Source organism: Streptomyces solicavernae, assembly GCF_029968095.1.
GTDB lineage: Bacteria > Actinomycetota > Actinomycetes > Streptomycetales > Streptomycetaceae > Streptomyces > Streptomyces solicavernae.
Map to the genome: position 1 here is coordinate 121102 of NZ_JASCIR010000001.1, position 23796 is coordinate 144897.

18 protein-coding genes are annotated in these 23796 nt (G+C 71.7%); 12 read left to right on the forward strand and 6 right to left on the reverse strand.

Annotation, left to right across the window (positions count from 1 at the left end):
• The first annotated feature begins 209 nt into the window (after positions 1–209).
• From QIS99_RS00580 to QIS99_RS00595, 4 genes are all read left to right on the forward strand, one after another.
• Positions 210–776 (forward strand): NADPH-dependent FMN reductase, encoded by a 567-nt coding sequence (locus QIS99_RS00580; RefSeq protein ID WP_282509243.1) that lies wholly within the window; start codon positions 210–212, stop codon positions 774–776.
• Positions 777–880: 104 nt separating this feature from the next.
• Positions 881–1921: an ATP-binding cassette domain-containing protein gene (locus QIS99_RS00585; RefSeq protein WP_282509245.1), complete on the forward strand. Its 1041-nt coding sequence runs from the start codon at positions 881–883 to the stop codon at positions 1919–1921.
• Positions 1918–2787 (forward strand): ABC transporter permease, encoded by an 870-nt coding sequence (locus QIS99_RS00590; RefSeq protein WP_282509247.1) that lies wholly within the window; start codon positions 1918–1920, stop codon positions 2785–2787. The genes QIS99_RS00585 and QIS99_RS00590 overlap by 4 nt, the downstream gene beginning before the upstream one ends.
• Positions 2788–3186: 399 nt before the next feature.
• Positions 3187–4080 (forward strand): hypothetical protein, encoded by an 894-nt coding sequence (locus QIS99_RS00595; RefSeq protein ID WP_282509249.1) that lies wholly within the window; start codon positions 3187–3189, stop codon positions 4078–4080.
• A gap of 63 nt (positions 4081–4143) precedes the next feature.
• On the opposite strand, the gene QIS99_RS00600 is transcribed toward QIS99_RS00595, so the two are convergent.
• Positions 4144–4935 (reverse strand): alpha/beta fold hydrolase, encoded by a 792-nt coding sequence (locus QIS99_RS00600; RefSeq protein WP_282509251.1) that lies wholly within the window; start codon positions 4933–4935, stop codon positions 4144–4146.
• An 84-nt stretch (positions 4936–5019) separates the two neighbouring features.
• Between QIS99_RS00600 and QIS99_RS00605 the strand changes: the two genes are divergently transcribed.
• From QIS99_RS00605 to QIS99_RS00615, 3 genes are all read left to right on the forward strand, one after another.
• The gene (locus QIS99_RS00605; RefSeq protein ID WP_282509253.1) at positions 5020–6426 is read left to right on the forward strand and encodes an aminotransferase-like domain-containing protein; all 1407 of its coding nucleotides are present in this window, start codon (positions 5020–5022) and stop codon (positions 6424–6426) included.
• A 497-nt stretch (positions 6427–6923) separates the two neighbouring features.
• Complete coding sequence (locus QIS99_RS00610) at positions 6924–7895, forward strand: endonuclease/exonuclease/phosphatase family protein (RefSeq protein WP_282509255.1); 972 nt, start codon at positions 6924–6926, stop codon at positions 7893–7895.
• Positions 7896–8003: 108 nt separating this feature from the next.
• Positions 8004–9989, forward strand: a complete 1986-nt coding sequence (locus tag QIS99_RS00615) for an FUSC family protein (RefSeq protein WP_282509257.1) — start codon at positions 8004–8006, stop codon at positions 9987–9989.
• A gap of 619 nt (positions 9990–10608) precedes the next feature.
• Here the strand turns inward: QIS99_RS00615 and snpA are convergent.
• Complete coding sequence (snpA, locus tag QIS99_RS00620; RefSeq protein ID WP_282509259.1) at positions 10609–11265, reverse strand: snapalysin; 657 nt, start codon at positions 11263–11265, stop codon at positions 10609–10611.
• A gap of 185 nt (positions 11266–11450) precedes the next feature.
• Here snpA and QIS99_RS00625 point away from each other — a divergent pair, with 185 nt between their 5' ends.
• Complete coding sequence (locus QIS99_RS00625) at positions 11451–12404, forward strand: LysR family transcriptional regulator (protein WP_282509261.1); 954 nt, start codon at positions 11451–11453, stop codon at positions 12402–12404.
• 176 nt (positions 12405–12580) lie between these two features.
• Here QIS99_RS00625 and QIS99_RS00630 read toward each other — a convergent pair whose 3' ends face one another.
• A complete protein-coding gene (locus QIS99_RS00630) occupies positions 12581–14674 on the reverse strand; it encodes a PhoX family protein (protein WP_282509263.1) in 2094 nt (697 codons plus the stop codon).
• Between the two features lie 241 nt (positions 14675–14915).
• Between QIS99_RS00630 and QIS99_RS00635 the strand changes: the two genes are divergently transcribed.
• Together QIS99_RS00635 and metG are read left to right on the forward strand one after the other, a co-directional pair.
• On the forward strand, positions 14916–16388 hold the full coding sequence (locus QIS99_RS00635; RefSeq protein ID WP_282509265.1) for a VWA domain-containing protein: 1473 nt from the start codon (positions 14916–14918) through the stop codon (positions 16386–16388).
• 165 nt (positions 16389–16553) lie between these two features.
• Positions 16554–18275, forward strand: coding sequence for a methionine--tRNA ligase (gene metG, locus QIS99_RS00640; protein WP_282509267.1), 1722 nt, complete (start codon positions 16554–16556; stop codon positions 18273–18275).
• A gap of 60 nt (positions 18276–18335) precedes the next feature.
• On the opposite strand, the gene QIS99_RS00645 is transcribed toward metG, so the two are convergent.
• The 3 genes from QIS99_RS00645 to aspS all read right to left on the reverse strand — a co-directional run bounded on the left by QIS99_RS00645 (position 18336) and on the right by aspS (position 20756).
• On the reverse strand, positions 18336–18590 hold the full coding sequence (locus QIS99_RS00645; protein ID WP_282509269.1) for a type II toxin-antitoxin system RelE family toxin: 255 nt from the start codon (positions 18588–18590) through the stop codon (positions 18336–18338).
• The gene (locus QIS99_RS00650) at positions 18587–18838 is read right to left on the reverse strand and encodes a type II toxin-antitoxin system Phd/YefM family antitoxin (protein ID WP_282509271.1); all 252 of its coding nucleotides are present in this window, start codon (positions 18836–18838) and stop codon (positions 18587–18589) included. The genes QIS99_RS00645 and QIS99_RS00650 overlap by 4 nt, the downstream gene beginning before the upstream one ends.
• A 151-nt stretch (positions 18839–18989) precedes the next feature.
• Positions 18990–20756 carry an aspartate--tRNA ligase gene (gene aspS / locus QIS99_RS00655; RefSeq protein ID WP_282509273.1) on the reverse strand — a complete coding sequence of 589 codons (1767 nt, stop codon included), beginning with the start codon at positions 20754–20756 and terminating at the stop codon, positions 18990–18992.
• Between the two features lie 171 nt (positions 20757–20927).
• Here aspS and QIS99_RS00660 point away from each other — a divergent pair, with 171 nt between their 5' ends.
• A complete protein-coding gene (locus QIS99_RS00660) occupies positions 20928–23258 on the forward strand; it encodes an ATP-binding SpoIIE family protein phosphatase (RefSeq protein ID WP_282509275.1) in 2331 nt (776 codons plus the stop codon).
• Between the two features lie 35 nt (positions 23259–23293).
• Positions 23294–23773, forward strand: a complete 480-nt coding sequence (locus QIS99_RS00665) for an SseB family protein (protein WP_282509277.1) — start codon at positions 23294–23296, stop codon at positions 23771–23773.
• Positions 23774–23796: the final 23 nt, after the last annotated feature.

Below are 23796 nucleotides of genomic sequence, written 5' to 3' on the forward strand. Positions count from 1 at the left end.
ACCTGGCGCGACGATCCCGCTCGGCGATCCCGGCCCCCTGAACAGTCGCGAGGCCGCTGCCACATCGGCGCCAGAACCGATCTGGCAGCCGCGAGATCCGATCTGGCGGCCGCGAGACCCGATCTCGCGCCCAATGGACAGCAGGTCGCAGAGCCGACGAGCGGGACGGACCGCAGGACGGACGAGAGCGGAGAGGCGGGCAGGAGGTGATGACGATGCGGGAGCAGCAGCTGGCGGTCGCGGTGATCGTCGGATCGACCCGTGAGGGCCGCGTCGGCGACAGCGTCGCCGAGTGGTTCCTGGAGCGCGCCGCACAACGCGACGACCTGAAGCTGGACGTCGTGGACCTCGTCGACTACACGGACCTGCCCGCGCGTTACCCCTCCGCCCCCACTGAGGCGACCCTCCGCTTCGCCCGCCACGTCGACCGGGCCGACGCCTTCGTGGTCGTCACACCCGAGTACAACCGCAGCTTCCCCTCAGCACTCAAGCAGGCCATCGACTTCGCGTACGACGAATGGCACGGCAAGCCCGTCGGCTTCGTCAGCTACGGCTACGAGAGCCTGGGACTGTACGCGGTCGAGCAACTCCGGTGCGTGTTCACCGAGCTGCATGCGATGAGTCTGCGCGACGGCGTCGGTCTCAATCTCGTCGAGGAGCTGCCGCCGGGCCCGGAGAACCGGCCGAGCCGGGCGGTGACCGCGATGCTCGACCAGCTCGTCTGGTGGGGAAACGCCCTGCGCGAAGCCCGCGCGGCCCACCCGTACCCCTCCTGACGCCGTACGTACCCGACCCGACGCCGTACGTACACGAGCCGACGCCCGCCGCTGCGACACCGCAACCCCGCACACGACAGAGAACAGGAAAGGACCGGAGGACCATGAGCAACCAGACTGGCCGATCGACCGGCCTGGCCATCGAGACCGCAGGCCTGGTGAAGACCTTCGGGGAGAACCGCGCGGTCGACGGTGTCGACCTGAGCGTCCCGGCCGGCACCGTGTACGGCGTCCTCGGGCCGAACGGCGCGGGCAAGACGACCACCGTGAAGGTCCTCGCCACGTTGCTGCGACCGGACGGAGGCGAGGCGCACGTCTTCGGGCACGACGTGGTGCGCGAGGCGGACGCGGTCCGCAGCCGGGTCAGCCTGACCGGGCAGTACGCCTCGGTCGACGAAGACCTGACCGGCACCGAGAACCTGGTGCTGCTCGGCCGGCTCACCGGCCATTCCAAGCGGGCCTCCGACCGGCGCGCCGAACAGCTCCTGGAGGCCTTCGGCCTGACCGAGGCCGCGTCCCGGCAGGTGAAGAACTACTCCGGGGGCATGCGGCGCCGCATCGACATCGCCGCGTCCATCCTCAACACCCCGGACCTGCTCTTCCTCGACGAGCCCACCACCGGCCTCGACCCGCGCAGCCGCAACCAGGTCTGGGACATCGTGCGTGCCGTCGTCACTCAAGGCACCACGGTCCTCCTGACCACCCAATACCTCGACGAGGCGGACCAGTTGGCCGCCCGCATCGCCGTGATCGACCAGGGCAAGGTGATCGCCGAAGGCACCAAGGGCGAACTGAAGGCCTCCGTCGGCGCGGGCGCCGTGCACCTGCGACTGCGCGACGCCGAACAGCGGCCCGACGCGGAGCGGCTTCTGAAGGGCGCGCTCGACGCCCAAGTCCTCTTGGAAGCAGACCCATTGGCGCTCACCGCGCGCATCTGCAACGGCGGCGGAAACGGCACTGAAGCCGCCGAGAAGGCCTCCCGGGCACTCGCCGAACTGGCCCGTGCCGGCATCACCGTCGACAACTTCTCCCTCGGCCAACCCAGCCTGGACGAAGTGTTCCTGGCCCTCACCGACCGCCCGGCCACCCCCGGCGGCACTCCCACCGACCCCCGCGACGACACCCAGGAAGAGGCACTGGCATGAGCACCGCGACCCAGACGAACGCCCCCGGCGCCGGCGGAGCCCCGGAGGAACTCGCCGCGGTCTCCACCGAGTCCCTGGCCGAACTCCTCATCGCCAAGGACCGCCCGCCGCGCCCCAGCGCACTCTCCGCCTCGGTCACCTTCGGCTGGCGGGCCATGCTGAAGATCAAGCACGTCCCCGAGCAACTCTTCGACGTCACCGCCTTCCCGATCATGATGGTGCTGATGTACACGTACCTCTTCGGCGGGGCGCTCGCAGGCTCGCCGCAGGAGTACCTGCAGCGGCTGCTGCCCGGCATCCTCGTGATGTCGATCGTGATGATCACGATGTACACCGGCGTCTCCGTCAACACCGACATCGACAAGGGCGTCTTCGACCGCTTCAGAACCCTGCCGATCTGGCGCCCCTCGGTGATGGTGGGCTACCTCCTCGGCGACGTGCTGCGGTACATCCTCGGCTCCCTCGTCATCCTCACCGTCGGCCTGATACTCGGCTTCCGCCCGGAAGGCGGCGCGGCCGGAGTGGTGGCGGGCATCGCGCTGCTCATCGTGTTCTCGTTCGCGTTCTCGTGGGTGTGGACGATGTTCGGCCTGATGCTGCGCACCGAGAAGTCGGTGATGGGCGTCTCGATGATGGTGATCTTTCCGCTGACGTTCCTCAGCGACATCTTCGTGGAGACCTCGACAATGCCGGGATGGCTGCAGGCCTTCGTCAACAACAACCCGGTCACACACGTCTCCTCGTCCGTCCGCTCCTTCATGCAGGGCGAGTGGCCCGGCTCGGAGCTGATATGGACGCTGGGCTGGGCGGGCTTCCTGGTCGCGGTGTTCGGCCCGATCACGATGCGGCTCTACAACCGCAAGTAGACGGGGACCTCCAACCAGTCACCCGAATACGGGGGTTGGGGGCCGGGCACGCACGGGGACGCCCAGCCCCCAAGGAGAGCATCGCGAGGACAACCGGGCATGAGAAGAGCCGGGCTTGAGGAGAGCCAAGCACGAGGACAGGCGGGCACGAGGACAGGCGGGCACGAGGCAGGCGCATGACGCGGGGAGTCGACAAGCCGCCGCACGACACAGGCTGACGGCACAGGCAGGCGACACAGGCTGACGGCACAGGCAGGCAACACAGGCAGGTGGCAAGCAGACAACGATCACCACGTCACCCGTCCCGTCCTGCTCCATCGGAGTCGATCTGCTCACCCTGGCCACTCGCCCGCAGCAACACCGGTCGCGGGCGGGCGGTGGCAGCTCTTGCCTGGAGGAGTGCGGAGTTCCCGGGAGGTTCGTGAGCGGAGCGGGTCGGCGGCCGGCAGGGTGCGGGCGGGCCTGTCGGTGGTGCTGCTGGTGCTCGCCTGCCTGCTCACGCCGCTCGGAGCGATGTCGACGTGGGCGAAGTACGAGATCGGCGACAGCGACAACTACGTGGCCACGATGGCACCGCTGGCCTCCGATCCGGACGTCCAGCAGAACGTGGCGGACGCCATCAGCACGGAGATCATGCGACACATCGACGTGGGACCGCTGCAGAGCGCCGTAGAGCCGTTCCTCCAGGACGCGGTGCTGTCCTTCGCCGAGACCGGGACATTCAGGACCGCCTGGAACGCCGCCAACCGGGCCGCCCACGACGCGGTGCAGGACGCGCTGAACGAAGGCGGGGACCGGGCCGTCACCCTCGACCTCGCGCCGATCATCGAGCAGGCCAGAAACCAACTCGTCGAGGAAGGAGTGCCGTTCGCACGAAACATCCCGGTCGAGCACACCGAGATCACCATCCTGGAGAACCTCGGCACATTGGGGAAGGGGTTTCACATGCTGCAGGTCGCCGGGATCTGGCTGCCGATCGCCGCGGTACTGTGCGCGGCCGCGGGCATCGCCCTGGCGGTACGCCGCCGCCGGGCCGTCGTCGCCACGGCGCTCGGTCTCGCCCTGAGCGCGGGCCTGCTCGCCGTCGCCGTGGCCGTGGGCCGCAGCCTCACCCTGGACGACCTGCCGCCCGACCTGTCCCGCCCCGCCGTCGCCGCGGTCTACGACGCCCTGACGGAGTCCCTGCGCACCGCGTCGTGGATCATCCTCGCCCTGGCCGTGCTGGTGGCCGTCGCGGGATGGGTCTCGGGCCGCCTCGGCTGGGGGCGCGGCAGACGGACGGGGCGCGACTGACAGACGGGGCGCGGCTGACGGGCAGGGCTCGGCTGACGGACGGGGCGTGGCTGCTGGTGTGCTTCACGCCTCCGTCAGGAACCTTCGGAGGGCTGCGTTGAACTCCTGAGGGCGTTCCAGGTTCGGCAGATGGGCCGCGCCCTCGATCACCTGGAGGGTGGACTGCGGCAGGGCGGCGTGCAGGGCCTCGGCCTCCGCGACCGGGGTGTAGGCGTCCTCCGCGCCGACGACCAGCAGGGCCGGGACCGGGAGACGGGTGAGGAGGGGGCGGTAGTCGGGTCGTTCGGCGCGGCCGCGGAGGGCAGCCGCCGCACCCTCGGGGTCGGTGCCGCACATCATGCGGTGGACGTGGTCCTGGACCTCCGGGGCGGAGTGCGGGGCGACCATCTGGTGCAGCACCTCGTCCGCGTACGGCTTCATGCCCTCCCGGAGCAGCCGCTCGGCGAGGGCGCGGCGCCAGGACCTGCCCTCGTCCGTCTCGGGCGCCGGGGAGGTGTCGGCGAGGACGAGGGCGGTGATGCGGTCGCCGAAGAGGCGTACGCACTCCATGGCGATCTGGCCGCCCATGGAGATGCCGACGAGAACGAAACGCCGGACGCCGAGCCGGTCGAGGAGGGATGCGATGTCGCGGGCGAAGACGTCGAGCGGGGTGGTGCCGGGGACGACGGTGGAAGCGCCGTAGCCGCGCAGATCGGGGGCGATGACATGGAAGTCCGGGGCGAGGGCGGCGAGTTGGGGCGCCCACAGGGTGCGGTCGAAGGGGTGTCCGTGGATCAGGACGACGGGCGTCGCGTCGGACGGGCCGACCGCGTCGTAGGCGATCCGGACACCGTCGGGGAGGAGTGCGTCTGCCATGGCCGGGAGCGTAGGAGGGGGCTTACGGTCGGAGCAATGGGTCGCTTTGTAGTCGGAGCAATCCTGGAGGCAGGGGGAGGCCGGGTGAGTGGGGCCGAGGAGTTCCGGGACTTTCGGCGGATCGCGGACGCCGTGGCCGCGGACATCGCGCGCGGCAGGCTGCGGCCCGGCGACCGGCTGCCGCCGCAGCGGCTGTTCGCCCGGCGCCGCCGGATCGCGCCGTCCACGGCCAGCCGGGTCTACGGCGAGCTGGTGCGGCGTGGGCTCGTCGTCGGCGAGGTGGGGCGCGGGACGTTCGTACGGGCCGTGCCGGAGCCGACGGGGCGGGCGCTGACCGAGTCGCCCGTACTGCCCACCGGGGTCAATCTGGAGCTCAACTACCCCTCTGCGCCGGGCCAGTCGGAGCTGCTGAGCGCGAGCCTCGCGCCGCTGCTGCGGCCCGATGTGTTCGCGGAGGCCACACAGACCGCCGCCGCGGCCGGTACGCCGGCGGCGCGGGCGGCAGCCAGTGCGCTGCTTGCGTGCGGGAGTTGGCGTCCCGCGGCCGAGCGGGTGCTGTTCACCGGCACGGCGCGGCAGGCGATCGCCGGGGCGCTGGCCGCGCTGGTGCCGCCGGGCGGCCGGGTCGGCGTGGAGGCGCTGACCTACCCCGTGGTGCGGGAGATCGCGGCGCGGCTGCAGCTCACGCTCGTCCCGCTGACCAGCGACGCGCACGGGGTGCGGCCGGAGGCGGTGGCGGCGGCGCATCGCGGGGCGCCGCTGAGCGCGCTGTACGTCCAGCCGACGCTGCACAATCCGACCTGCGTGACGATGCCGGAGGCACGGCGTCGTGACCTCGCGGCGACTGTGCGGGAGTTGGGGCTGCCGGTCGTCGAGGACCGGATCTGGTCGTTTCTGTACCCGGGCACGGCAGACGCGGCGAGGACCGTGCCAGATCCGTTTGCCGCGTTCGCTCCGGAGTGGACGTATGTCGTGGACGGGCTGTCGAAGCGGATTGCGCCCGGGCTTTCGGTGGGGCTCCTGGTCACGCCGGGGCCCGAGGACGAGCAGGTGGCGGCCGCGCTGCGTTCCGGCGGGTGGACGGCGGGCCGCTTCGCTCTGGAGGCCGCCACGCGCTGGCTGACCGACGGCACGGCGGACCGCCTCGCGCGCGGGAAACGCGCCGACGCGGCGGCTCGGCACGCGCTGGTCACGGCCTGCCTGACCGGCCACGACGTCCACACCGACCCGTATGCCTACTTCGCCTGGTGGCGGCTGCCCGCGCCCTGGCGGGGCGAGACTTTCACGGCTGCGGCCGCCGCCCAGGGCATCGCCGTCACCCCCGGTTCGACCTTCGCGGCCGGGGCGACGACGGCGCCGGACGCGGTACGTATCGGGCTCGCGTCGCCGCCGTACGACGTGCTGGAGACGGCATTGCGGAGGCTGGTGGCGATCGCGGAGACGGGGCCTGGCCTCAGACCTCCGTCGGGACCGGCGCCGTGTTTCACGTGAAACGGGGCAGCGGGAAGGGCGGGGCCGTGCAACCCTCCACGCTCCGCTCCCGTCTGAAGAACCGGGAACGGGACCGGGACCGGGACCGGGACCGGGAAGGGAACGGGGCCGGGTCCGGGACCGGGACCGGGAACGGGAACGGGAAGGGAACGGGGCCGGGTCCGGGACTGGGACCGGGACCGGGATCAGGACCAGGACCAGGACCGGGAACGGGATCAGGACCAGGACCACGGCCCAGGACCACGGACCAGGGACCAGGCCAGGGTCAAGTCCAGCATCAGAGAGGCCGCAAGCACGTGGAGACGGACAGCCGGAGCGAGCCCCGGAGCACCGACGACCGGAGCACCGACGACCGGACCGACGACGAGCGGGCTTCCGGCTGCCGGACACCCGATGACCGGGACCGGGCCCCCGACGCCGCAAGCCCAGGCGCGGGCGTGGGCGTGGGCGTGGGCGCGAGCGCAAACGCAGACGCAGACGCAGACGCAGACACAGGCGTGAGCACATGGCGCAAGGTCTGGCGTCCGGTCGCCCGCTGGGCCGCCGCCCTTGTGCTCGCAGGAGTAAGCGTCGTCCTGCTCTGCCGGGCCCTGGATGTCGACGGGGTGACGCCCCTGCCGCAGTTGCTCGCGTTCCTGCCCTGGCTGCTCGTGCCCGGCGCCCTCGCGGCGGCGCTCGCCGCGCTCGCGCGGTGGCGCACCGGGCTGGTCTGGGGTGCGGTCGTCCTGGCCGTGACCGGATGGTTCTGCCGGCCGTACGGCGAGGCGGCGGAGCCGGAGGGGCGGGCCGTGGCGCAGGTGCGGGTGCTGACGTCGAACATCGAGTTCGGTGGTGCCACCGAGGAGTTGCTGGCGGCCGTGCGGAGCGAGAAGCCCGATCTGGTCTTCGTCCAGGAGTGCGACCTGGGCTGCTCGGCGGTGCTGAAGGCGCGGCTCGGCGAGCGTTTCCCGTACCGCAGTCTTGTGGAGGCGACCGGGGCGGAGGGGTCGGCGATCCTCAGCCGGTACCCGCTGAAGCCGGGGGCCGGTGTGGACGGCATGCTCGGCATGCCCGGGGCGGTGGCCGAGGTCGAGGGGCACTCAGTACGGCTGCAGCTCGCGCATCCGATGCCGCCCGTGCCCGGCGGGGTCGGGCTGTGGCGGGCCGAGCTCGCCGGCCTTGAGCAGTGGGCGCGCGGCGGCCCGGACCAGCCGACTGTCCTCGCCGGGGACTTCAATGCGAGCCAGGACCACGCCGCGTTCCGCCGCATCCTCGACACCGGCCTGCGCGACAGCACCCGGCTCGCCGGGGGAACGCGCACTCCGACCTGGCCGGCGTCGACGGCATCCGGGGCGGTGGCCCTCGGCACGCAGATCGACCATGTGCTGGTGAGCCGGGACTTCACGGCCGAGAACGCGCGCTTCCTCGACCTGCCGCACACGGACCACCGCTCGTTGGTCGTCGACCTCACGCTGCACGAGCCCGCATGACGCCGGACAGGTTCGCCCCACCTCGGACCTCCATCGGCCCCACCCCGGACCGCCATCGGCCTCGCCTCGGACAGACTTCGGCCCCACCCCGGGCCACATAATGGGCGTATGCCCCGAGAGTTCACGGCCGCCCGTCTCGCGCCGCCCGAGTGGCTGGTCCGGAGCCTCGGGACGCTGAAGCCTCAGCCCGCGCCGGTCCCGTGGCCCGCCGTAGCCCGCGCGGCCGTCGCGATGGCGCTGCCGCTGGCGGTCGGGCTGGCGGCCGGGTACCCGGCGTACGGGGCGCTCGCGTCGATGGGCGCGCTGTCCGGCGTCATCGGCGACACCGCCACCGCGTACCGGATGCGGGTCTTCAACATCGCGGTGCCGCAGCTCTTCGGCGCGGTCGGCGTCACGCTCGGCACGCTGGTGTACGGGCACGGCTGGGTCGCCGTCGCATGTGTCACCGTGATCGCGCTCGTCTCCGGGATGATCTCCACGATCGGCGCGGTGGCATCCGTGTCCGGGCTGCTGCTCCTGCTCAACTCCGTGGTCGGGGCGGGCCTGCCGCTGCCGGGCGCCTGGTGGCTCGCGCCACTCCTCATGACCGGCGGCGGGCTGCTCGTCCTGGCGCTCGCGCTGCTCGCCTGGCCGCTGCGGTCCGGGGTGCCGGAGCGGACGACGGTCGCCGGGACGTACCGCAAGGTGGCCGACCTCCTGGAGCGGGCGGGCACCGACCCGCAGGCGTACGCGGCGGCCCGGCAGGACGTCACGCACGCCCTCAACCAGTCGTACGACGTGGTCCTCGCCCGGCGCGCGCTCTACCACGGCCGCAACCAGGACCTCGTACGGCTGCTCGCACAGCTCAACGCGCTCATCCCGGTGGTGGAGGCGGCGCCGGCCGCGCATGAGCGGGGGCGGCCGCTGCCGCCCGAAGTGCCCGCCGCGGTCCGGTCGTTGGCGGACGCGGTGGAGCGGGGCTTCGCCGGCCGCGTCGCGCTGCGGCTGCCGGAGGGCCCGCAGGGTCCGGCCGCGCACGCCGTGGACGCGGCCGTCAGGTACGCGGCGGACGCGCTCGCGGACGCCGACCCCGGCAACGTCGACGACCGCCTCGGCCGCCCCGCCGCGCTGCGCGAGAGGGCCCGCCGCGCCGCCCGCAACGTCCTGCTGTCCGCCGCGTCCTGGCGCTACGGCCTGCGGCTCGCGCTCTGCATCGGGCTCGCGCAGTCCCTGGTGTCGCTGATCGAGGTGCCGCGTTCGTACTGGGTGGCGCTGACCATCACGTTCGTGATGAAGCCGGACTTCGGCTCGGTGTTCTCGCGGGCCGTGCTGCGCGCCGTCGGCACGGCCGCCGGCCTGGTGCTCGCGGCGGCGGTGCTCTCGCAGGTGCCGCGCGGCTGGTGGGACGTACCGGTGATGGTGCTGCTCGCACCGCTGATCCCGGCCCTCACGCCGCGCGGGTACGGCTACCAGACGGCGGCGATCACCCCGGTGATCCTGGTGCTCTCCGACGTCCTCAACCGCCAGGGCGCGGCGCTCCTCGCGCCGCGGATGTACGACTCCCTGATGGGCTGTGCGATCGCGCTGATCGCGGGCTATCTGCTGTGGCCGGAGAGCTGGGGGACCCGGATCGGCGACCGGCTCGCGGACGCGGTCGCGGACACCGCCCGGTACGTGGAGTGCGCCTTCCTCGACCCGGCGACGCCCGGCGTCCCCGACCCGGCGGCCCGCGCCCGGATGCGCCGCCGCATCTACCGCGACCTGTCCGTTGTCCGTACGGAGTTCCAGCGCGCCCTCACCGAACCCCCGCCGTTCGGCACGCGGGCCGCCGCGTTCTGGCCGCTGGTCGTCGCCCTGGAGCGGGTCGTGGACGCGACGACCTCGGCCCGCGTCCGCATCCGCCACGGCGCGGCCCGCCCCGCGCCCGCCGAGTCCAAGGAACTCTCGCTCCAGCTGGAGGAGTTGGCGGAGGACCTGCGCGAGGACTCCCCGACCCCGCCCCGCCCGGCGCCGCCACCGCCCGAGCCGGCGGCCGACGACGAGGACAGCACGCTCGCCCCGCTGCGCCGCGAGATCGCGGCGGCCCGTGCGGTGGCGGCGCCGGGCGGTACGTAAACCTCCGACGGGGATGGCCCTGGGCCTGGCCATCGCACTTGGCCAGGCCCAGGTGTTCGAGGTGGGTGGACGTGGGGGCCACCCATGGGCCGGAGGGCGGCGTCGGCACACTGCCGCGCCCGCCCTCCGGCTGAGCCGCACGAACTGGGGGAGCAGTCCGTTCGGGATCGGAGGCCGTGCCGGACGCTGCTCTGGTCATCGGTGTCGGCCGGCACGGTCGAGCGGTGTGAAGTTGTGGATCGGTGGTGCTCGTACGGTGGATCAGTGGTGCTCGTACGACGGCTGCGTGGAGCACAGGACCGGCCGGGCCTGTGGGGGGTGGCCTGGGCGGGCAATGGGGGAAGCGGTCCGTCCAGTCGCAGTGGCCCGACCGGTCCTGATGTGATCCGGCCGCAGGGGTGTGAGGCGGCCGGTCGGTGTCCCGCCGGGGTGAGGCGTTCCGACGGGCACAACTAGGGGTCAGCGCGGATCAGCGCGGGTCAGCGCGGGTCAGCGCGGGTCAGCGCGGATCAGCGCGGGTCAGCGCGGATCAGCGCGGGTCAGCGCGGATCAGCGCGGGTCAGCGCGGATCAGCGCGGGTCAGCGCGGATCAGCGCGGGTCAGCGCGGGTCAGCGCGGGTCAGCGCACCTTGGCGAGCCCCTTCGCCAGGCCGTTCTGCCAGAGCTGGTCGACGCGCGCCCGCTCGTTGGCGTCCGGCTGGGCGTTGGTGCAGGACGGGCCGGGGCCGCCGCCGGACATCAGCTCGCTGCACGGGCCCTGGTAGTGGTCCGGCAGACCGAGCACATGGCCGGTCTCGTGGGCGGTGACCCGCGTGGAGTCGTACTGCTGGTTCTGGGCGTAGTCCAGGAAGATGTAGCCGCGCCCGTGGCCGTCCGTGGAGGCGTACGAGCCGCGCGGGTCGTTGCCCTCGCGGTACTCGAAGTCGCCGTTGGCGCCCTCCTGGAGCTTCACGTTGGCCACGGAGCTGTTCCAGATCTGGGTGCTGCGGTCGATCTGCGCCTTGAAGGTCGGCGCCTTGGCCGCGCTGTACGTGACGGTCACCGCCTGCGCGCCCGGGTTGGCCGCGCGCTTCTTCGCGACCTCCTTCCAGACGGCGTCGAAGAAGGCCTTGGTGTTGGCGGCGTTCTCGCCGGACCTCTCGTACGCGACGTACGAGGGTACGGACGAGGGAGCAGCGGGTACGTCGGTCACAGCGGTCGCGGGGGCCGCGCCGAGCGCCGCGGCGGCCAGACCGAGGCCGACGGCGGTCGAGAACACCGACTTGGACAGTCGCATGGGGGGCTCCTACTCGTGGGGGGCGAGCGGTCACCCGTGAGTGTGTAAGGAGTTCGGGGCCCGCGGGATGATGGCAGTCGGCGATAACACCGAGCTATCACCCCGACAAGGCGTGGCCAACTCCAGTCCATCTGTGGCGGTTTGAGAGTCTGGTGTGATCACTGTGGCGGCCATACGCTCACGGCATGGAGCTTGAGGTGAGACACCTCCGCGCGGTGTGCGCCATCGCCGACACCGGCAGTCTGCACAAGGCTGCCCGCCAACTCGGGATGAGTCAGCCCTCGTTGACCACTCAGCTCCGCCGGATCGAGGATTCCATCGGCGGCCGGCTCTTCGCCCGCGAACGCACCGGCTGCCGCCCGACGCCGCTCGGCCGGGTCTTGCTCAGCCGGGCCAGACCGCTGGTCGCGGAGATGCAGGAGCTGGTCACCGAGGCCAAGGCCGTGGCCGCGCGCGCGGGCGACGGGCCCGATCTGCGCATCGGCTCCACCGCCAGCCGCGCGATACCCGGCTGGCTGCGCCGACTGCGCGCCCGGCACGCGCAGGCCAGGCCGTCCATCCAGACGGACGTGTCGGCGGACGCGCTGGTGCGGCTGGTCGCCGAGGGGCAGCTGGACGTGGCGTTCGTACACGAGGTGGAGGGTTCGCCGCTGCGGCTGCCGCGGGGGCTCGCGCACCGGGTCCTGGTGGAGCGGGAGCCGCAGTTCGTCTCACTCGCCGCGGACCATCCGGCGACGGCCCAGGAGACGGTACGGCTCGGCGACCTCGCGGGCGAGCAGTGGATGATCGACCCGACGGTGGACGGGGAGCGCGCGGGCCTGCTGCGGATGCTGCGGGAGGCGGGCATCGACCCCCGCGTCCTGCACGGCGACTACCTCACCACCGCCACGCTCGTCACGACCGGCGATGTCGTCACGGTCTGCCAGCCCACCTCCCTCGGCCGCCCCGGCATGGCGATCCGCCCGCTCGAAGGGGACCCGCTCGGCGTACGGCTGCTGCTCGTGGGGCGTACGGAGCAGGAGCTCGACCGGGCGTACGACGATCTGGAGGCGGCGTACTGGGAGGCGGCCTGGGAGGCGGCGGAGTACCGAGCGTGGCTGCGGCGGCGGCCGGGCGGCGGCCGCGGAAGGGCCGCTTGACGTTCCGCGGCGGCCGCGGAAGGGCAGCTTGACGTTCCGCGGGGGCCGCGGAAGGGCAGCTTGACGTTCTGCGGCGGAAGCCACCGCCTCCGCCTGAACCGCCGTACGCGGAGTGGGGCACCCGGCGACCGGCCGGGTGCCCCACTGCGCACGTGACTCCGTACGTGCCTGCCCGCTCAGGCGCCGACGTCCGCGCCGTCCTCACGCCACACCGACACCACCGACGGGCGGACCAGCGTGCCCGGTCCGTCGGGCCAGGTCGAGGCGGGCTTCTCGACGGAGGCGCCGTCCACCTCACCCGGATGCTGCACGGAGACGAGCACCCGGCGGTCCTGCACCAGCGGACCGCAGGTCTCCGCACCGATCGGCATGGTGAGGAACTGCTTCAGCTGGCCCCGGTACCGGCCGACCGTGGCCACGCCGAACAGCCCGTCGTGCGAGCCGAGTTCGTTGCCGTCGGTGGAGATCCAGAGGTTGCCGTACGAGTCGAACGCCACGTTGTCCGGGCAGGAGATCGGCGACACCTGGTCCTTGGGGAAGCCGCCGAAGTACGTCGCCGGGTCCTCCGGGTCGCCCGCGACCAGGAAGAGCAGCCAGCCGAACTTCGTGGCCGCCGCATTGCCGCCCTGCTCCGTCAGCTCCAGGACCGAGCCGTGCTTGTTGACCTTGCGCGGGTTGGCCTCGTCGGCCGGGGCCTTGCCGTCGAGGCCGCGCTCGACGTTGTTGGTGAGGGCCAGGTACACCTTGCCGGTGCGCGGCGAGGGCTCGATGTCCTCGGGGCGGTCCATCTTCGTGGCGCCGGCCTTGTCGGCGGCGAGGCGCGTGAAGACGAAGACCTCCTCCGCCGACATGCCCTCGATGTGCGACTCGGCGCCGTCCGCGGTGGCCGTGGCCAGCGGGATCCACGTACCGCTGCCGTCGAACTCGCCGTCGGCGGGCAGCTTCCCGGAGCCGTCGAACTCCGCGGCCGGGGAGTCGCCGGTCAGCTTGGCGACGTACAGCGTGCCCTCGTCGAGCAGCGTCATGTTGTGCTCGCGGTCCGCGCGGGAGGTGCCGCGGCGCATCCGCTTGCTGCTGACGAACTTGTAGAAGTACTCAAAGCGCGAGTCGTCACCGCTGTACGCCACCGGACGGCCGTCCGGGGTCAGCGCGATCGAGGCGCCCTCGTGCTTGAAGCGGCCGATCGCGGTGTGCTTGACGGGCGTCGACTCCGGGTCGTACGGGTCGAGTTCGACGACGTAGCCGAAGCGGTGCGGCTCGTTCGGCTCCTGCGCGACGTCGAAGCGCTTGTCGAACCGCTCCCACTTGCGCTCGGTGGCGCCGGGCTTGAGGCCGTACCGCTTGTCGGTGGCGCGGGTGCCGTTGGCGAAGTACTGGTCGACGTTCTCCTCGCCGTGCAGGGTCGTGCCCCACGGCGTCGTACCGCCCGAGCAGTTGTTGAGGGTGCCGAGGACCTTGGTGCCGGTCGGGTCGGCTGAGGTCTTCAGGAAGTCCGAGCCGGCCGCGGGGCCCTGGACGCGGAACTCGGTGGTGGCGGTGATCCGGCGGTTCAGGCGGTGGCGCGGTACGGCGGTGAGCTCGCCGGTGCGGCGCTCGCCCTCGACCACGACCACACCGAGGCCGTGCGCGGCCCAGGCGATCTCGACCTGCTCGCGGGTGGGGTTGTCGGCGTCGTAGTCCTTGAACATCAGGACCTCGTCCGTGTACTCGTGGTTCGACACGAGCAGCTGGCGGCCGTGCTCACGCTCCAGCGGCAGCAGCGACAGGAAGTCGTTGTTGTAGCCGAACTGTCCGGCCTGCGCCTTCGCGGTCTGGTGGTCCGGGTCGAACTCCGGGGCGCCGCGCAGGATCGGGTCGCCCCAGCGGATCACGACGTTCTGGCCGTAGCCCTCGGGGACGGTGACGCGGTCGGCGGTGTTGGGCGCGACGGGGCCGAAGCGCAGGCCGCGCGCGGAGCGCATGCCGTGCTCCTTGCCGCGTCCGACGGGCGGGGCGGCGACGGCGTTCTCGCCCTGCGCGAGTACGGCGCCGGTGCCGGCGGCGGTGGCCGCGGTGACGACGGCGGCGGCGCGGACTATCGAACGGCGGCTCACGGCACCGGAGATGACGTCGCCGACGTACTCGTTGTCGCTGGTGTTCGGCACCTCGTGGAAGCAGGCGTCACCGCAGCGGAAGCGGCAGGTGAGGGCGGAGCGGCCGCCGGGGTGCGAGCCTGCCTTGCCTGCCTTGCCTGCCTTCGAGCTGGTGATGAGCGGCAGCAGTTTGCGCACGTTTCCTCCGTCTTCGGCGCACACGCGCCGACACCGTGTCGGGACGTTTTCGGCCGCGACGTTAGGCGCGTAGACCAGCAGGGCGGCGGATGAGGAGTGAACAAGAGGTGAACCCGGAGCGCATGGAGGGGAATTGCAGCGCAGCCCGCACCCTGCCGAAGATCGCGCCACGCGGCGGCTAACCTTACGTGTCCGCCCTGGCCAGGGGTTACGGAATCAACTCACGCGAAGGGTTGCGCACATGGGCATTCTGGATCGTTTGCGGAATGCGTTCGGACGGCGGTCCCGGGAGGTAGTGCCTCCGGCGGAGGGCGAGGTGACGGTGCCGGCGCCGGCCTCGGAGCCGGAGCCGGAGCCGACGCCCGAACCGGCGCCCGAGCCTGTCGCCGAGGCGAAGGTCCCGGCTCCTGCGGCGGAGCCCGAGCCGACGCCGGAGCCTGTCGCCGAGGCGAAGGTCCCGGCTCCTGCGGCTGAGCCCGAGCCGACGCCGGAGCCTGTCGCCGAGGCGAAGGTCCCGGCTCCTGCGGCTGAGGTCGACCTCGTGTCGGCGGCTTTCGACAACCCCTCACTGGGGGCACCGCAGAAGGCCGAGGCGGAGCCGGAACCGGAGGCGAAGCCGGAACCGGAGGCGGAGCCGAAGCCGGAACCGGAGGCCGAGGCCGAGGCGAAGCCGGAACCGGAGGCCGAGGCGAAGCCGGAACCGGAACCGGAACCGGAGGCCAAGGCCGAGGCGGAGCCGACGCCCGCCCCCGAACCCGAACCCGCCCCCGAACCCGCCCCTGAACCCGAACCCGAACCCGCAGCCGCAGCCGCAGCCGCCGACCGCGAAGCAGCCCCACAGGAAGACCCGACACCCGACGTCGAACCCGCACGGGTGGCTGAGGGTGGGAGCGACAACCCGGTCGAAGACCGGGTGCACCCAGACGAGCCCGAGCCCGAGGCCGAAAACGAACCCCAGCCGAAGGCTGCCCCCCAGCCGGAAGCCGAGCCCGAGGCCGAGCCCGAGCCCGAGCCCGAAACGAAACCCCAGCCAAGGGCCGCCACCACCCCCGCCCGCCTGAAGGCAAAGGCCCCGGCCCTCGCGGCCCCGTACAAGGCGGCGGGCGCAGCCCTGAAGAAGCGGGGGCTGACGGGGGCCCGAGCCACCGTCTACCTCGTCCTCGACCGCTCAGGGTCCATGCGCCCGTACTACAAGGACGGCTCCGCCCAGAACCTCGGCGAACAGACCCTCGCCCTCGCCGCACACCTCGACGAGCAGGCAGAGGTCCACGTCGTCTTCTTCTCGACGGAGATCGACGGCACCGGCAGCCTCACCCTCACCGAGTACGACGCAAGGGTCGACGAGCTGCACGCCGCGGCCGGCCGCATGGGCCGTACGAACTACCACACGGCCGTAGAAAAAGTCGTGGAGCTGCACAAGGCGTCCGCCGCCCCCGCAGCCGAAGCCCTCGTGATCTTCCAGACGGACGGCGCACCGGAGGTGAAGACCGCCGCGACGAAGGCCCTCGCCGACGCCCCGGCAAACCTTTTCTTCCAGTTCGTCGCGTTCGGCGAGCACGACGCGAAGGCCTTTGACTACCTCCGCAAGCTGGACGCGGACGAGGCCGTGCGGAACGCCGCGTTCTTCCACGCGGGCCCGGTCCCGAAGGAGCTGACGGACGCCGAGCTGTTCCAGGGCCTGCTCGCGAGCTGGGAGCCGGACGAGCGCCCGTAGGGCCACGTACCACCGGACAGCCGGACAGCCGGCCATCCGGACAGCCGTCCGCCCTGTAAACACGGGGCGGGCGGCTGCCGCATGTCGGCTACGATTTCAAGGTTCCGTAGACGGTTCCGGCCACATCAACCGTCACTTTTCGTAGCGACTTGGGAGCAGCCCGCGATGGCTCGACACCTCATCACCAGCGCCCTTCCGTACATCAACGGGATCAAGCACCTGGGCAACATGGTGGGGTCCATGCTCCCGGCGGACGTGTACTCCCGGTACCTCCGCCAGCGCGGTCACGACGTCCTCTACATCTGCGCCACCGACGAGCACGGCACCCCCGCCGAGCTGGCCGCGAAGGAGCAGGGCCTGCCGGTCGCCGAGTTCTGCGCGCAGGCGCACGACGCGCAGAAGGCGGTGTACGACGGCTTCAACCTGGCCTTCGACCACTTCGGCCGCTCGTCCTCGCAGCAGAACGCGGAGATCACCCAGCACTTCGCCCGCAAGCTGAACGAGAACGGCTTCATCGAGGAGCGCTCGATCCGCCAGGTGTACTCGCCCGCGGACGGCCGCTTCCTGCCGGACCGCTACGTCGAGGGCACCTGCCCGCACTGCGGCTACGACAAGGCCCGCGGCGACCAGTGCGAGAACTGCACGCGGGTCCTGGACCCGACGGACCTGATCGACCCGCGCAGCGCCATCTCCGGCTCCACGGACCTGGAGATCCGCGAGACCAAGCACCTCTTCCTGCTCCAGTCGAAGCTGCAGGGCGAGGTCGAGGCGTGGATCGACGAGGTCGCCGAGGAGTGGCCGCACCTGGCGTCCTCCATCGCCCGCAAGTGGCTGACGGAGGGCCTCAACGACCGCTCGATCACCCGCGACCTGGACTGGGGCGTCCCGGTCCCCGCGGACACCTGGCCGGAGCTGGCGGCCGAGGGCAAGGTCTTCTACGTATGGTTCGACGCCCCGATCGAGTACATCGGCTCGACGAAGGAGTGGGCGGACGAGAACCCGGCCGAGCGGGACTGGAAGTCCTGGTGGTACGAGCCGGAAGGCGCGGCCGACGTCCGGTACACGCAGTTCATGGCGAAGGACAACGTCCCGTTCCACTCGGTGATGTTCCCGGCGACGGAGATGGGCATCCGTGAGCCGTGGAAGAAGGTCGACCACCTGAAGTCCTTCAACTGGCTGACGTACTACGGCGGCAAGTTCTCCACCTCGCAGAAGCGCGGCGTCTTCACGGACCAGGCGCTCGCCATCCTCCCGGCGGACTACTGGCGCTACTTCCTCATCGCCAACGCCCCCGAGTCGGACGACGCGTCGTTCACCTGGGAGCACTTCACGGCCACGGTCAACAAGGACCTCGCCGACACCCTCGGCAACTTCGTCAACCGGGTCCTGTCGTTCTCCAAGAAGCGCTTCGGCGAGGAGGTCCCGGCGGGGGCGGCGGCCGGGGAGGCCGAGCAGAAGCTGGGCGCCGAGATCTCCCGCCTCCTCGCCGAGTACGAGGAGCAGATGGAGGCCATCCAGTTCCGCAAGGCGGCGGCGGCGCTGCGCGCCCTGTGGTCGGCGGGCAACTCCTACCTGGAGGAGAAGGCGCCCTGGCTGGAGATCAAGACCGACCCGGAGGCCGCCGCGCTGACCCTCCGTACGGCGATGAACCTGATCCACCTCTACGCGGTGGTCTCCGAGCCGTTCATCCCGTCCTCGGCGGCGGCGATGCGCGGCGCGTTCGCTCTCGCCGACGACACGAAGACCTGGGTCACGGCGGACGAGGCCCGCGCCCTGGACTCCCTGCCTTCCGGCACCCCGTTCACGGTCCCGCCGGTCCTGTTCGCGAAGCTGACGGACGAGGACCTGGAGACGTACAAGGAGCGGTTCGGCGGCTCGGAGGAGTAGTCCACCCCGCCGACGCGAAGGGGCCCGGAACCGTTCGGTTCCGGGCCCCTTTGTGCCTCGCTATTCGGGTCTGCGTCCCAGGTGCGTGACGAGGATGCGGATCACTTCTTCCTCGATCGCGTAGAAAAGGCGGAAGTCTCCGACGTACAGGCGCCGCAGGTTCACCGAACCGTAGGCGACCGACGCCTCGGGCTTCGGGTTCTCCGCCAATGCGTCGACCGCTTCGTAGACGGCCGCCAGCCCGGCAGGGTCTTCCTTGAGGAACCGGAGCGCTGCGTTGGTCGCACCGGGTTCCCAGATGATCTGGTAGGTCACTTACGCAGCCCCAGCATCCGCCCGACTTCCTCGTGCGGGATACCCGGCTCCAGCGTCCCCTCCGCCTTCTTGCGCTGGTACTCCGCAAGGGCCAAAGCGTCTTCCAGATCCTCAATGACATGGGGCGAGATGAGGAGCGCCGCCACGTGGCCGTGGTCGGTGAGGGCGATGGTCTCGCGACGGTGAGCGGCCCGGCGCACCAGGTCGCCGAGCTGCGAGCGCGCTGCGCTGATGGCAATCTGCGTCATGCCCACATGATGCCCCAATATGCATCTAGTGAGCAACGGAATCGGACACGAAGGGTACGAAGGGTACGAAGAAGGGCCCGGAACCGTCCGGTTCCGGGCCCTTCACACGTCACGCAGAAGAACGTCACGCAGAAAACGTCACGCAGAAGAACTACTTCTCCGCAGCCGGCTTCCGCAGCGAGATGTTGAGCTCCTTGAGGCGAGCCTCGTCCAGCGTCGTCGGGGCGCCCATCATCAGGTCCTGGGCGTTCTGGTTCAGCGGGAACGCGATCGTCTCGCGGATGTTCGGCTCGTCCGCGAGGAGCATGACGATGCGGTCCACGCCGGGGGCGATGCCGCCGTGCGGCGGGGCGCCGAAGCGGAACGCGCGGAGCATGCCCGCGAACTCGGCCTCGACGGTCTCCCGGTCGTAGCCCGCGATCTCGAAGGCCTTCAGCATGATCTCGGGCTCGTGGTTCCGGATCGCGCCGGAGGACAGCTCGATGCCGTTGCAGACGATGTCGTACTGCCAGCCCAGGATGGCGAGCGGGTCCTTCTCCTCCAGGTCCTTCATGCCGCCCTGGGGCATCGTGAAGGGATTGTGGGAGAAGTCGATCTTCCCGGTGTCCTCGTCCTTCTCGTACATCGGGAAGTCCACGATCCAGCAGAACCGGAAGACGTCCTCCTCGAAGTGACCGGCGCGCTTGGCGGCCTCGACGCGGACCGCGCCCATGATCTTCGAGACCTCGTCGAACTCGCCGGCGCCGAAGAACACCGCGTGGCCGGGGGCGAGCGAGAGGCGCTTGGTCAGCTCCTCGACGTCCGTCTCCGTGAGGAACTTCGCGATCGGGCCGGTCAGCGAGCCGTCCTCGCCGACGCGGACCCAGGCCAGGCCCTTGGCGCCGTGCTCGACCGCGTACTCACCGAGGCCGTCGAAGAACTTCCGGGACTGGCCCGCGGTGTCCGGCACCGGCAGCGCGCGGACGTGCTTGCCCGCGAAGGCCTTGAAGCCGGAGTCGGCGAAGATGTCGGTGATGTCGACCAGTTCGAGCCGGGCGCGCAGGTCCGGCTTGTCGTTGCCGTACTTGACCATCGACTCGCGGAACGGGATGCGCGGGAACGGCGAGGTGACGTGGCGGCCGTTGCCGAACTCCTCGAACAGCTCGGTCATCAGCTGCTCGATCGGCTGGAAGACGTCCTCCTGCTCGACGAAGCTCATCTCGACGTCGAGCTGGTAGAACTCGCCGGGCGAGCGGTCGGCGCGGGCGTCCTCGTCGCGGAAGCAGGGCGCGATCTGGAAGTACCGGTCGAAGCCGGAGATCATGAGCAGCTGCTTGAACTGCTGCGGGGCCTGCGGCAGCGCGTAGAACTTGCCGGGGTTCAGGCGGGACGGGACGACGAAGTCGCGGGCGCCCTCCGGGGAGGTCGCGGTGAGGATCGGCGTCGCCATCTCGTTGAAGCCGAGGGCCGTCATCTTGTGACGGATCGCGGAGATGACCGCCGTGCGCAGCATGATGTTCTTGTGCATGCGCTCGCGGCGCAGGTCCAGGAAGCGGTACTCCAGGCGGCGCTCCTCGCCCACGCCGTCGTCCTGGTTGATCTGGAACGGCAGCTGCTGGGCGCCGCCCAGGACCTCGACCTCGCCGACCTCGACCTCGATCTCACCGGTGGCGAGCTCGGGGTTGACGTTCTCGGCGCCGCGCGAGATCACCTTGCCGTCGATGCGGACGACGGTCTCCTTGGACAGCTTGTCCAGCGCCTCGAAGCCGGCGGTGTCGGGGCGGGCGACCAGCTGGACCAGGCCGTGGTGGTCGCGCAGGTCGATGAAGAGGATGCCGCCCAGGTCCCGGCGATTGTGCAGCCAGCCGCTCAGCCGGACGTCGCTGCCGACGTCGGTGGCGCGGAGTTCGCCGCAGTTGTGTGACCTGTACCGGTGCATCTTTTCTCTTCCACTTCTTCGCGTCGTTCGTCGCGAGACAGTCGTTCGTCGCGAGACAGGCGGGAATCAACGCGAACCAGGTTACCGCCCGGACCCGCTGCCCCTATTGGCATGACCGGCTCAGGCCCGCCTCGGTGGCGGGCCACCGCGCACTCTTCTTAAAGTGGGGCAATGTGCACTGGCTCCCAGGACTCGGGCGGAGCGCCCCTGCCCCCGGCGGGCGACATCCTGGCGCTGATCGCGACCGGGTTCTGGCGCTGGGACAGCGCGACCGGCCTGGTCGCCCTCGACGCGGAGGCCGCCCGCCTGCTCGGTCTGCCCGCCGAACCGGCGACGCTGACCGAGGCGGGCGTGCGCTCCCGCTTCCACCCGGTGGACTGGAACGAGATCGACGGCATCGTCAACCTCGCCGTCGTCGAGGGCACCCTCGCCGAGGCCCGGATGCGCGTCATGGACGAGCAGGGCCAGGTGATCCGTACCGTCCGCAGCCGCACCAAGCCGATGGCCCAGGGCGGCCAGTACGAGCTGGTCGGCACGATCCAGGAGGTCACCGAGCCGTCGCCGGGGCGGGCCGCCCGTACGCCCGTCACCGGGGACTGGCGGCGCTCGCGCGAGGCGTTCCTGCTCGACGCGGGCCGCGCGCTCGCCGAGGCGCGGTCGACGGCCGAGGTGCTGCGGGTGGCGGCGGGCCTGTCGATGCCGGGCTTCGAGCCGGACGGCCTCGCGGTGTTCGGCGTACGCGGGGAGCGGCTGACGATCACCGGGCACCACGGGCAGCGGCCCGGCGACGAGGGCCCGTTCACGGACATGGCGCTGACCACCGACTATCCGGCCGCCGACGTGGTCCGGCACGGCCGCGCCGTCTACCTCTCCACGCCCTCCGAGTACAAGAACCGCTACCCCAGCACCTGGCCGCTCGCCGCGCGCTTCGGCCGGGAGTCCTGGGCGTTCCTGCCGCTGACCGTCGCGGGCCGGACCATCGGGGCGTGGATGGCGGCGTTCCGCTACCCGGTGCAGTTCACGCCGGACGAGCGCTCCGTCCTCACGACGGTGGCCCGGATGCTGGCCCAGGCCCTGTCGCGGGCCGGGATCGCCGAGTCGGAGCGGGAGCTGACGGAGGGCCTGCAGCGCTCGATGCTGCCGACCCTCGGCCCGGACATACCGGGCCTCGCGCTCGCCGCGCGGTACGTGCCGACGGGCGGCGGTCTGCAGGTCGGCGGCGACTGGTACGACATGATCCCGCTGCCCGGCGGCCGCCGGATCGCCCTGGTCATCGGCGACGTCCAGGGGCACGATGTGCGCGCCGCGGGCCTGATGGGCCAGTTGCGGATCGCGCTGCGGGCCTACGCCGCGGAGGGCCACCGCCCGGACGCAGTGCTCGCCCGCGCCTCCCGCTTCCTGACCGGCATCACCGAGTCGCACCCGTACGGCTCCACCGGAGGCCCGGGGTCCCGCTCGGGTGAGGGTGCCGGGGTGGGGGTCGGGGTCGGGGACGGTGGCGGTGGCGGTGGCGAGGCCGGGGTCGGGGCGGCCGGGGCCGTTTTTGGCGAGGCCGGTGGCGAGGTCGGGGACGGTGGCGCCTCGGGCCCGGGCGACCCGCGCTTCGCGACCTGCCTGTACGTCGAGGCCGACCCGACCACCGGGGTCCTGGAGATCGCCCGGGCCGGGCACCCCGACCCGGTGGTGCGGACCGCGGACGGCACCGTCGTCGTACGCCCCACGGAGGGCGGGCTGCCGCTCGGCATCGACCCGGACGCGGACTACCCGACCACCCGCGTCGTCCTCGAACCCGGCGAGACGATGCTGCTCTGCACGGACGGCCTGATCGAGACCGGCGGCCACGACCTCGACTCCGGCTGGAGCCGCCTCCGCAAGGTCCTGGAACAGCACGAGGGCTTCCCGGCCCGCGCGGGCGAGGGCCCCGAGCGGCGCGAAGGGCTTGAGCAGCTTGCCGACGAGCTGGTGCAGGCGGTGCACGGCCCCACCTCGCACTACACCACCGGCCCGCTCGCCGACCGCCGCGAGGACGACATCGCGGTGGTCCTGCTCCGCCGTGCCGCCGTGGCCACGGGCGCGGCGGTCGGCACCGGTGCGACCGCGCCCCGCCTGCGCCGGTCCCTCCTCACGGTGCGGCAGGCCGAGCCGGAGCGGATCGCGGGCGCCCGGCAGCAGCTGCGCGAGCTGCTGCACGACTGGGCGGAGCCGGAGCAGGTCGACTCGGCGGTCCTGATGGTCTCCGAAATGATCACCAATGTCCTGGTGCACACCGACGGCGACGCCCTGCTGCTCGTCGAGGCCCAGGGCGAGGTCGGCGAGCGGCGCCTGCGCGTCGAGGTCGCGGACGCCAGCGACGAGCTCCCGCACAAGCGTCACCCCGGCGAACTGGCGTCGTCCGGAAGGGGGTTGGTCCTGATGGAGCTGCTCGCCGACTCCTGGGGCGTGACGCCGCGCGGCGAGGGCAAGTCGATCTGGTTCGAGCTCCGTGAGTCCCCGGCTCCGTGACCCCGGCGGGCCCCGCACCCAGTACGCTCGACGGCATGTACGGCTACGACCAGTCCGCGGGCGCGGGGGCGGGATACGCCCCGCCGCAGCCCCCGCCCCAGCAGCCCGGCGGCCCCGGGGCGTATGGCCAGCAGGCGCCGCTGTACCCGGAGCCGTCGCCGCCGTCGCTCGCGGACGCGGTGCGCGCGTTCACCACCGGCTCGATGGCGGCGGAGGACTTCCAGCAGATCTTCTCGACGTCGAAGGTGTACTGCCCGCGCGGCGACAACCCCGGCTTCCTGGCGCTGCACAACACGCAGCAGCCGGTGATCCCGATGTTCACGTCCCTGAAGGAGCTGCGGCACTACGCCGGCAAGGAGTCCAAGTACTTCGTCATCACCGGCGCCGAGGTCATCGACCTGCTGCCGACGGGGTACGGCTTCGTGCTCGACATGGAGGGCGAGCACCGCATGGTCTTCGACGCCAAGGCGGTCGAGCAGATGGTCGACTTCGCGATGCGGCGGATGTACGGCTGAGCTTCCGCACCCGCCACACATCG

Excerpts from the sequence above, each read along its gene's own strand:
- QIS99_RS00660 (WP_282509275.1), top strand. The coding sequence starts at position 20,928 with ATGTGCACTGGCTCCCAGGACTCGGGCGGAGCGCCCCTGCCCCCGGCG.
- QIS99_RS00580 (WP_282509243.1), top strand. The coding sequence starts at position 210 with ATGACGATGCGGGAGCAGCAGCTGGCGGTCGCGGTGATCGTCGGATCG.
- QIS99_RS00615 (WP_282509257.1), top strand. The coding sequence starts at position 8,004 with ATGCCCCGAGAGTTCACGGCCGCCCGTCTCGCGCCGCCCGAGTGGCTG.
- QIS99_RS00650 (WP_282509271.1), bottom strand. The coding sequence starts at position 18,838 with ATGACGCAGATTGCCATCAGCGCAGCGCGCTCGCAGCTCGGCGACCTG.
- QIS99_RS00600 (WP_282509251.1), bottom strand. The coding sequence starts at position 4,935 with ATGGCAGACGCACTCCTCCCCGACGGTGTCCGGATCGCCTACGACGCG.
- QIS99_RS00635 (WP_282509265.1), top strand. The coding sequence starts at position 14,916 with ATGGGCATTCTGGATCGTTTGCGGAATGCGTTCGGACGGCGGTCCCGG.
- QIS99_RS00590 (WP_282509247.1), top strand. The coding sequence starts at position 1,918 with ATGAGCACCGCGACCCAGACGAACGCCCCCGGCGCCGGCGGAGCCCCG.
- snpA (WP_282509259.1), bottom strand. The coding sequence starts at position 11,265 with ATGCGACTGTCCAAGTCGGTGTTCTCGACCGCCGTCGGCCTCGGTCTG.
- aspS (WP_282509273.1), bottom strand. The coding sequence starts at position 20,756 with ATGCACCGGTACAGGTCACACAACTGCGGCGAACTCCGCGCCACCGAC.
- QIS99_RS00585 (WP_282509245.1), top strand. The coding sequence starts at position 881 with ATGAGCAACCAGACTGGCCGATCGACCGGCCTGGCCATCGAGACCGCA.
- QIS99_RS00665 (WP_282509277.1), top strand. The coding sequence starts at position 23,294 with ATGTACGGCTACGACCAGTCCGCGGGCGCGGGGGCGGGATACGCCCCG.
- QIS99_RS00625 (WP_282509261.1), top strand. The coding sequence starts at position 11,451 with ATGGAGCTTGAGGTGAGACACCTCCGCGCGGTGTGCGCCATCGCCGAC.
- metG (WP_282509267.1), top strand. The coding sequence starts at position 16,554 with ATGGCTCGACACCTCATCACCAGCGCCCTTCCGTACATCAACGGGATC.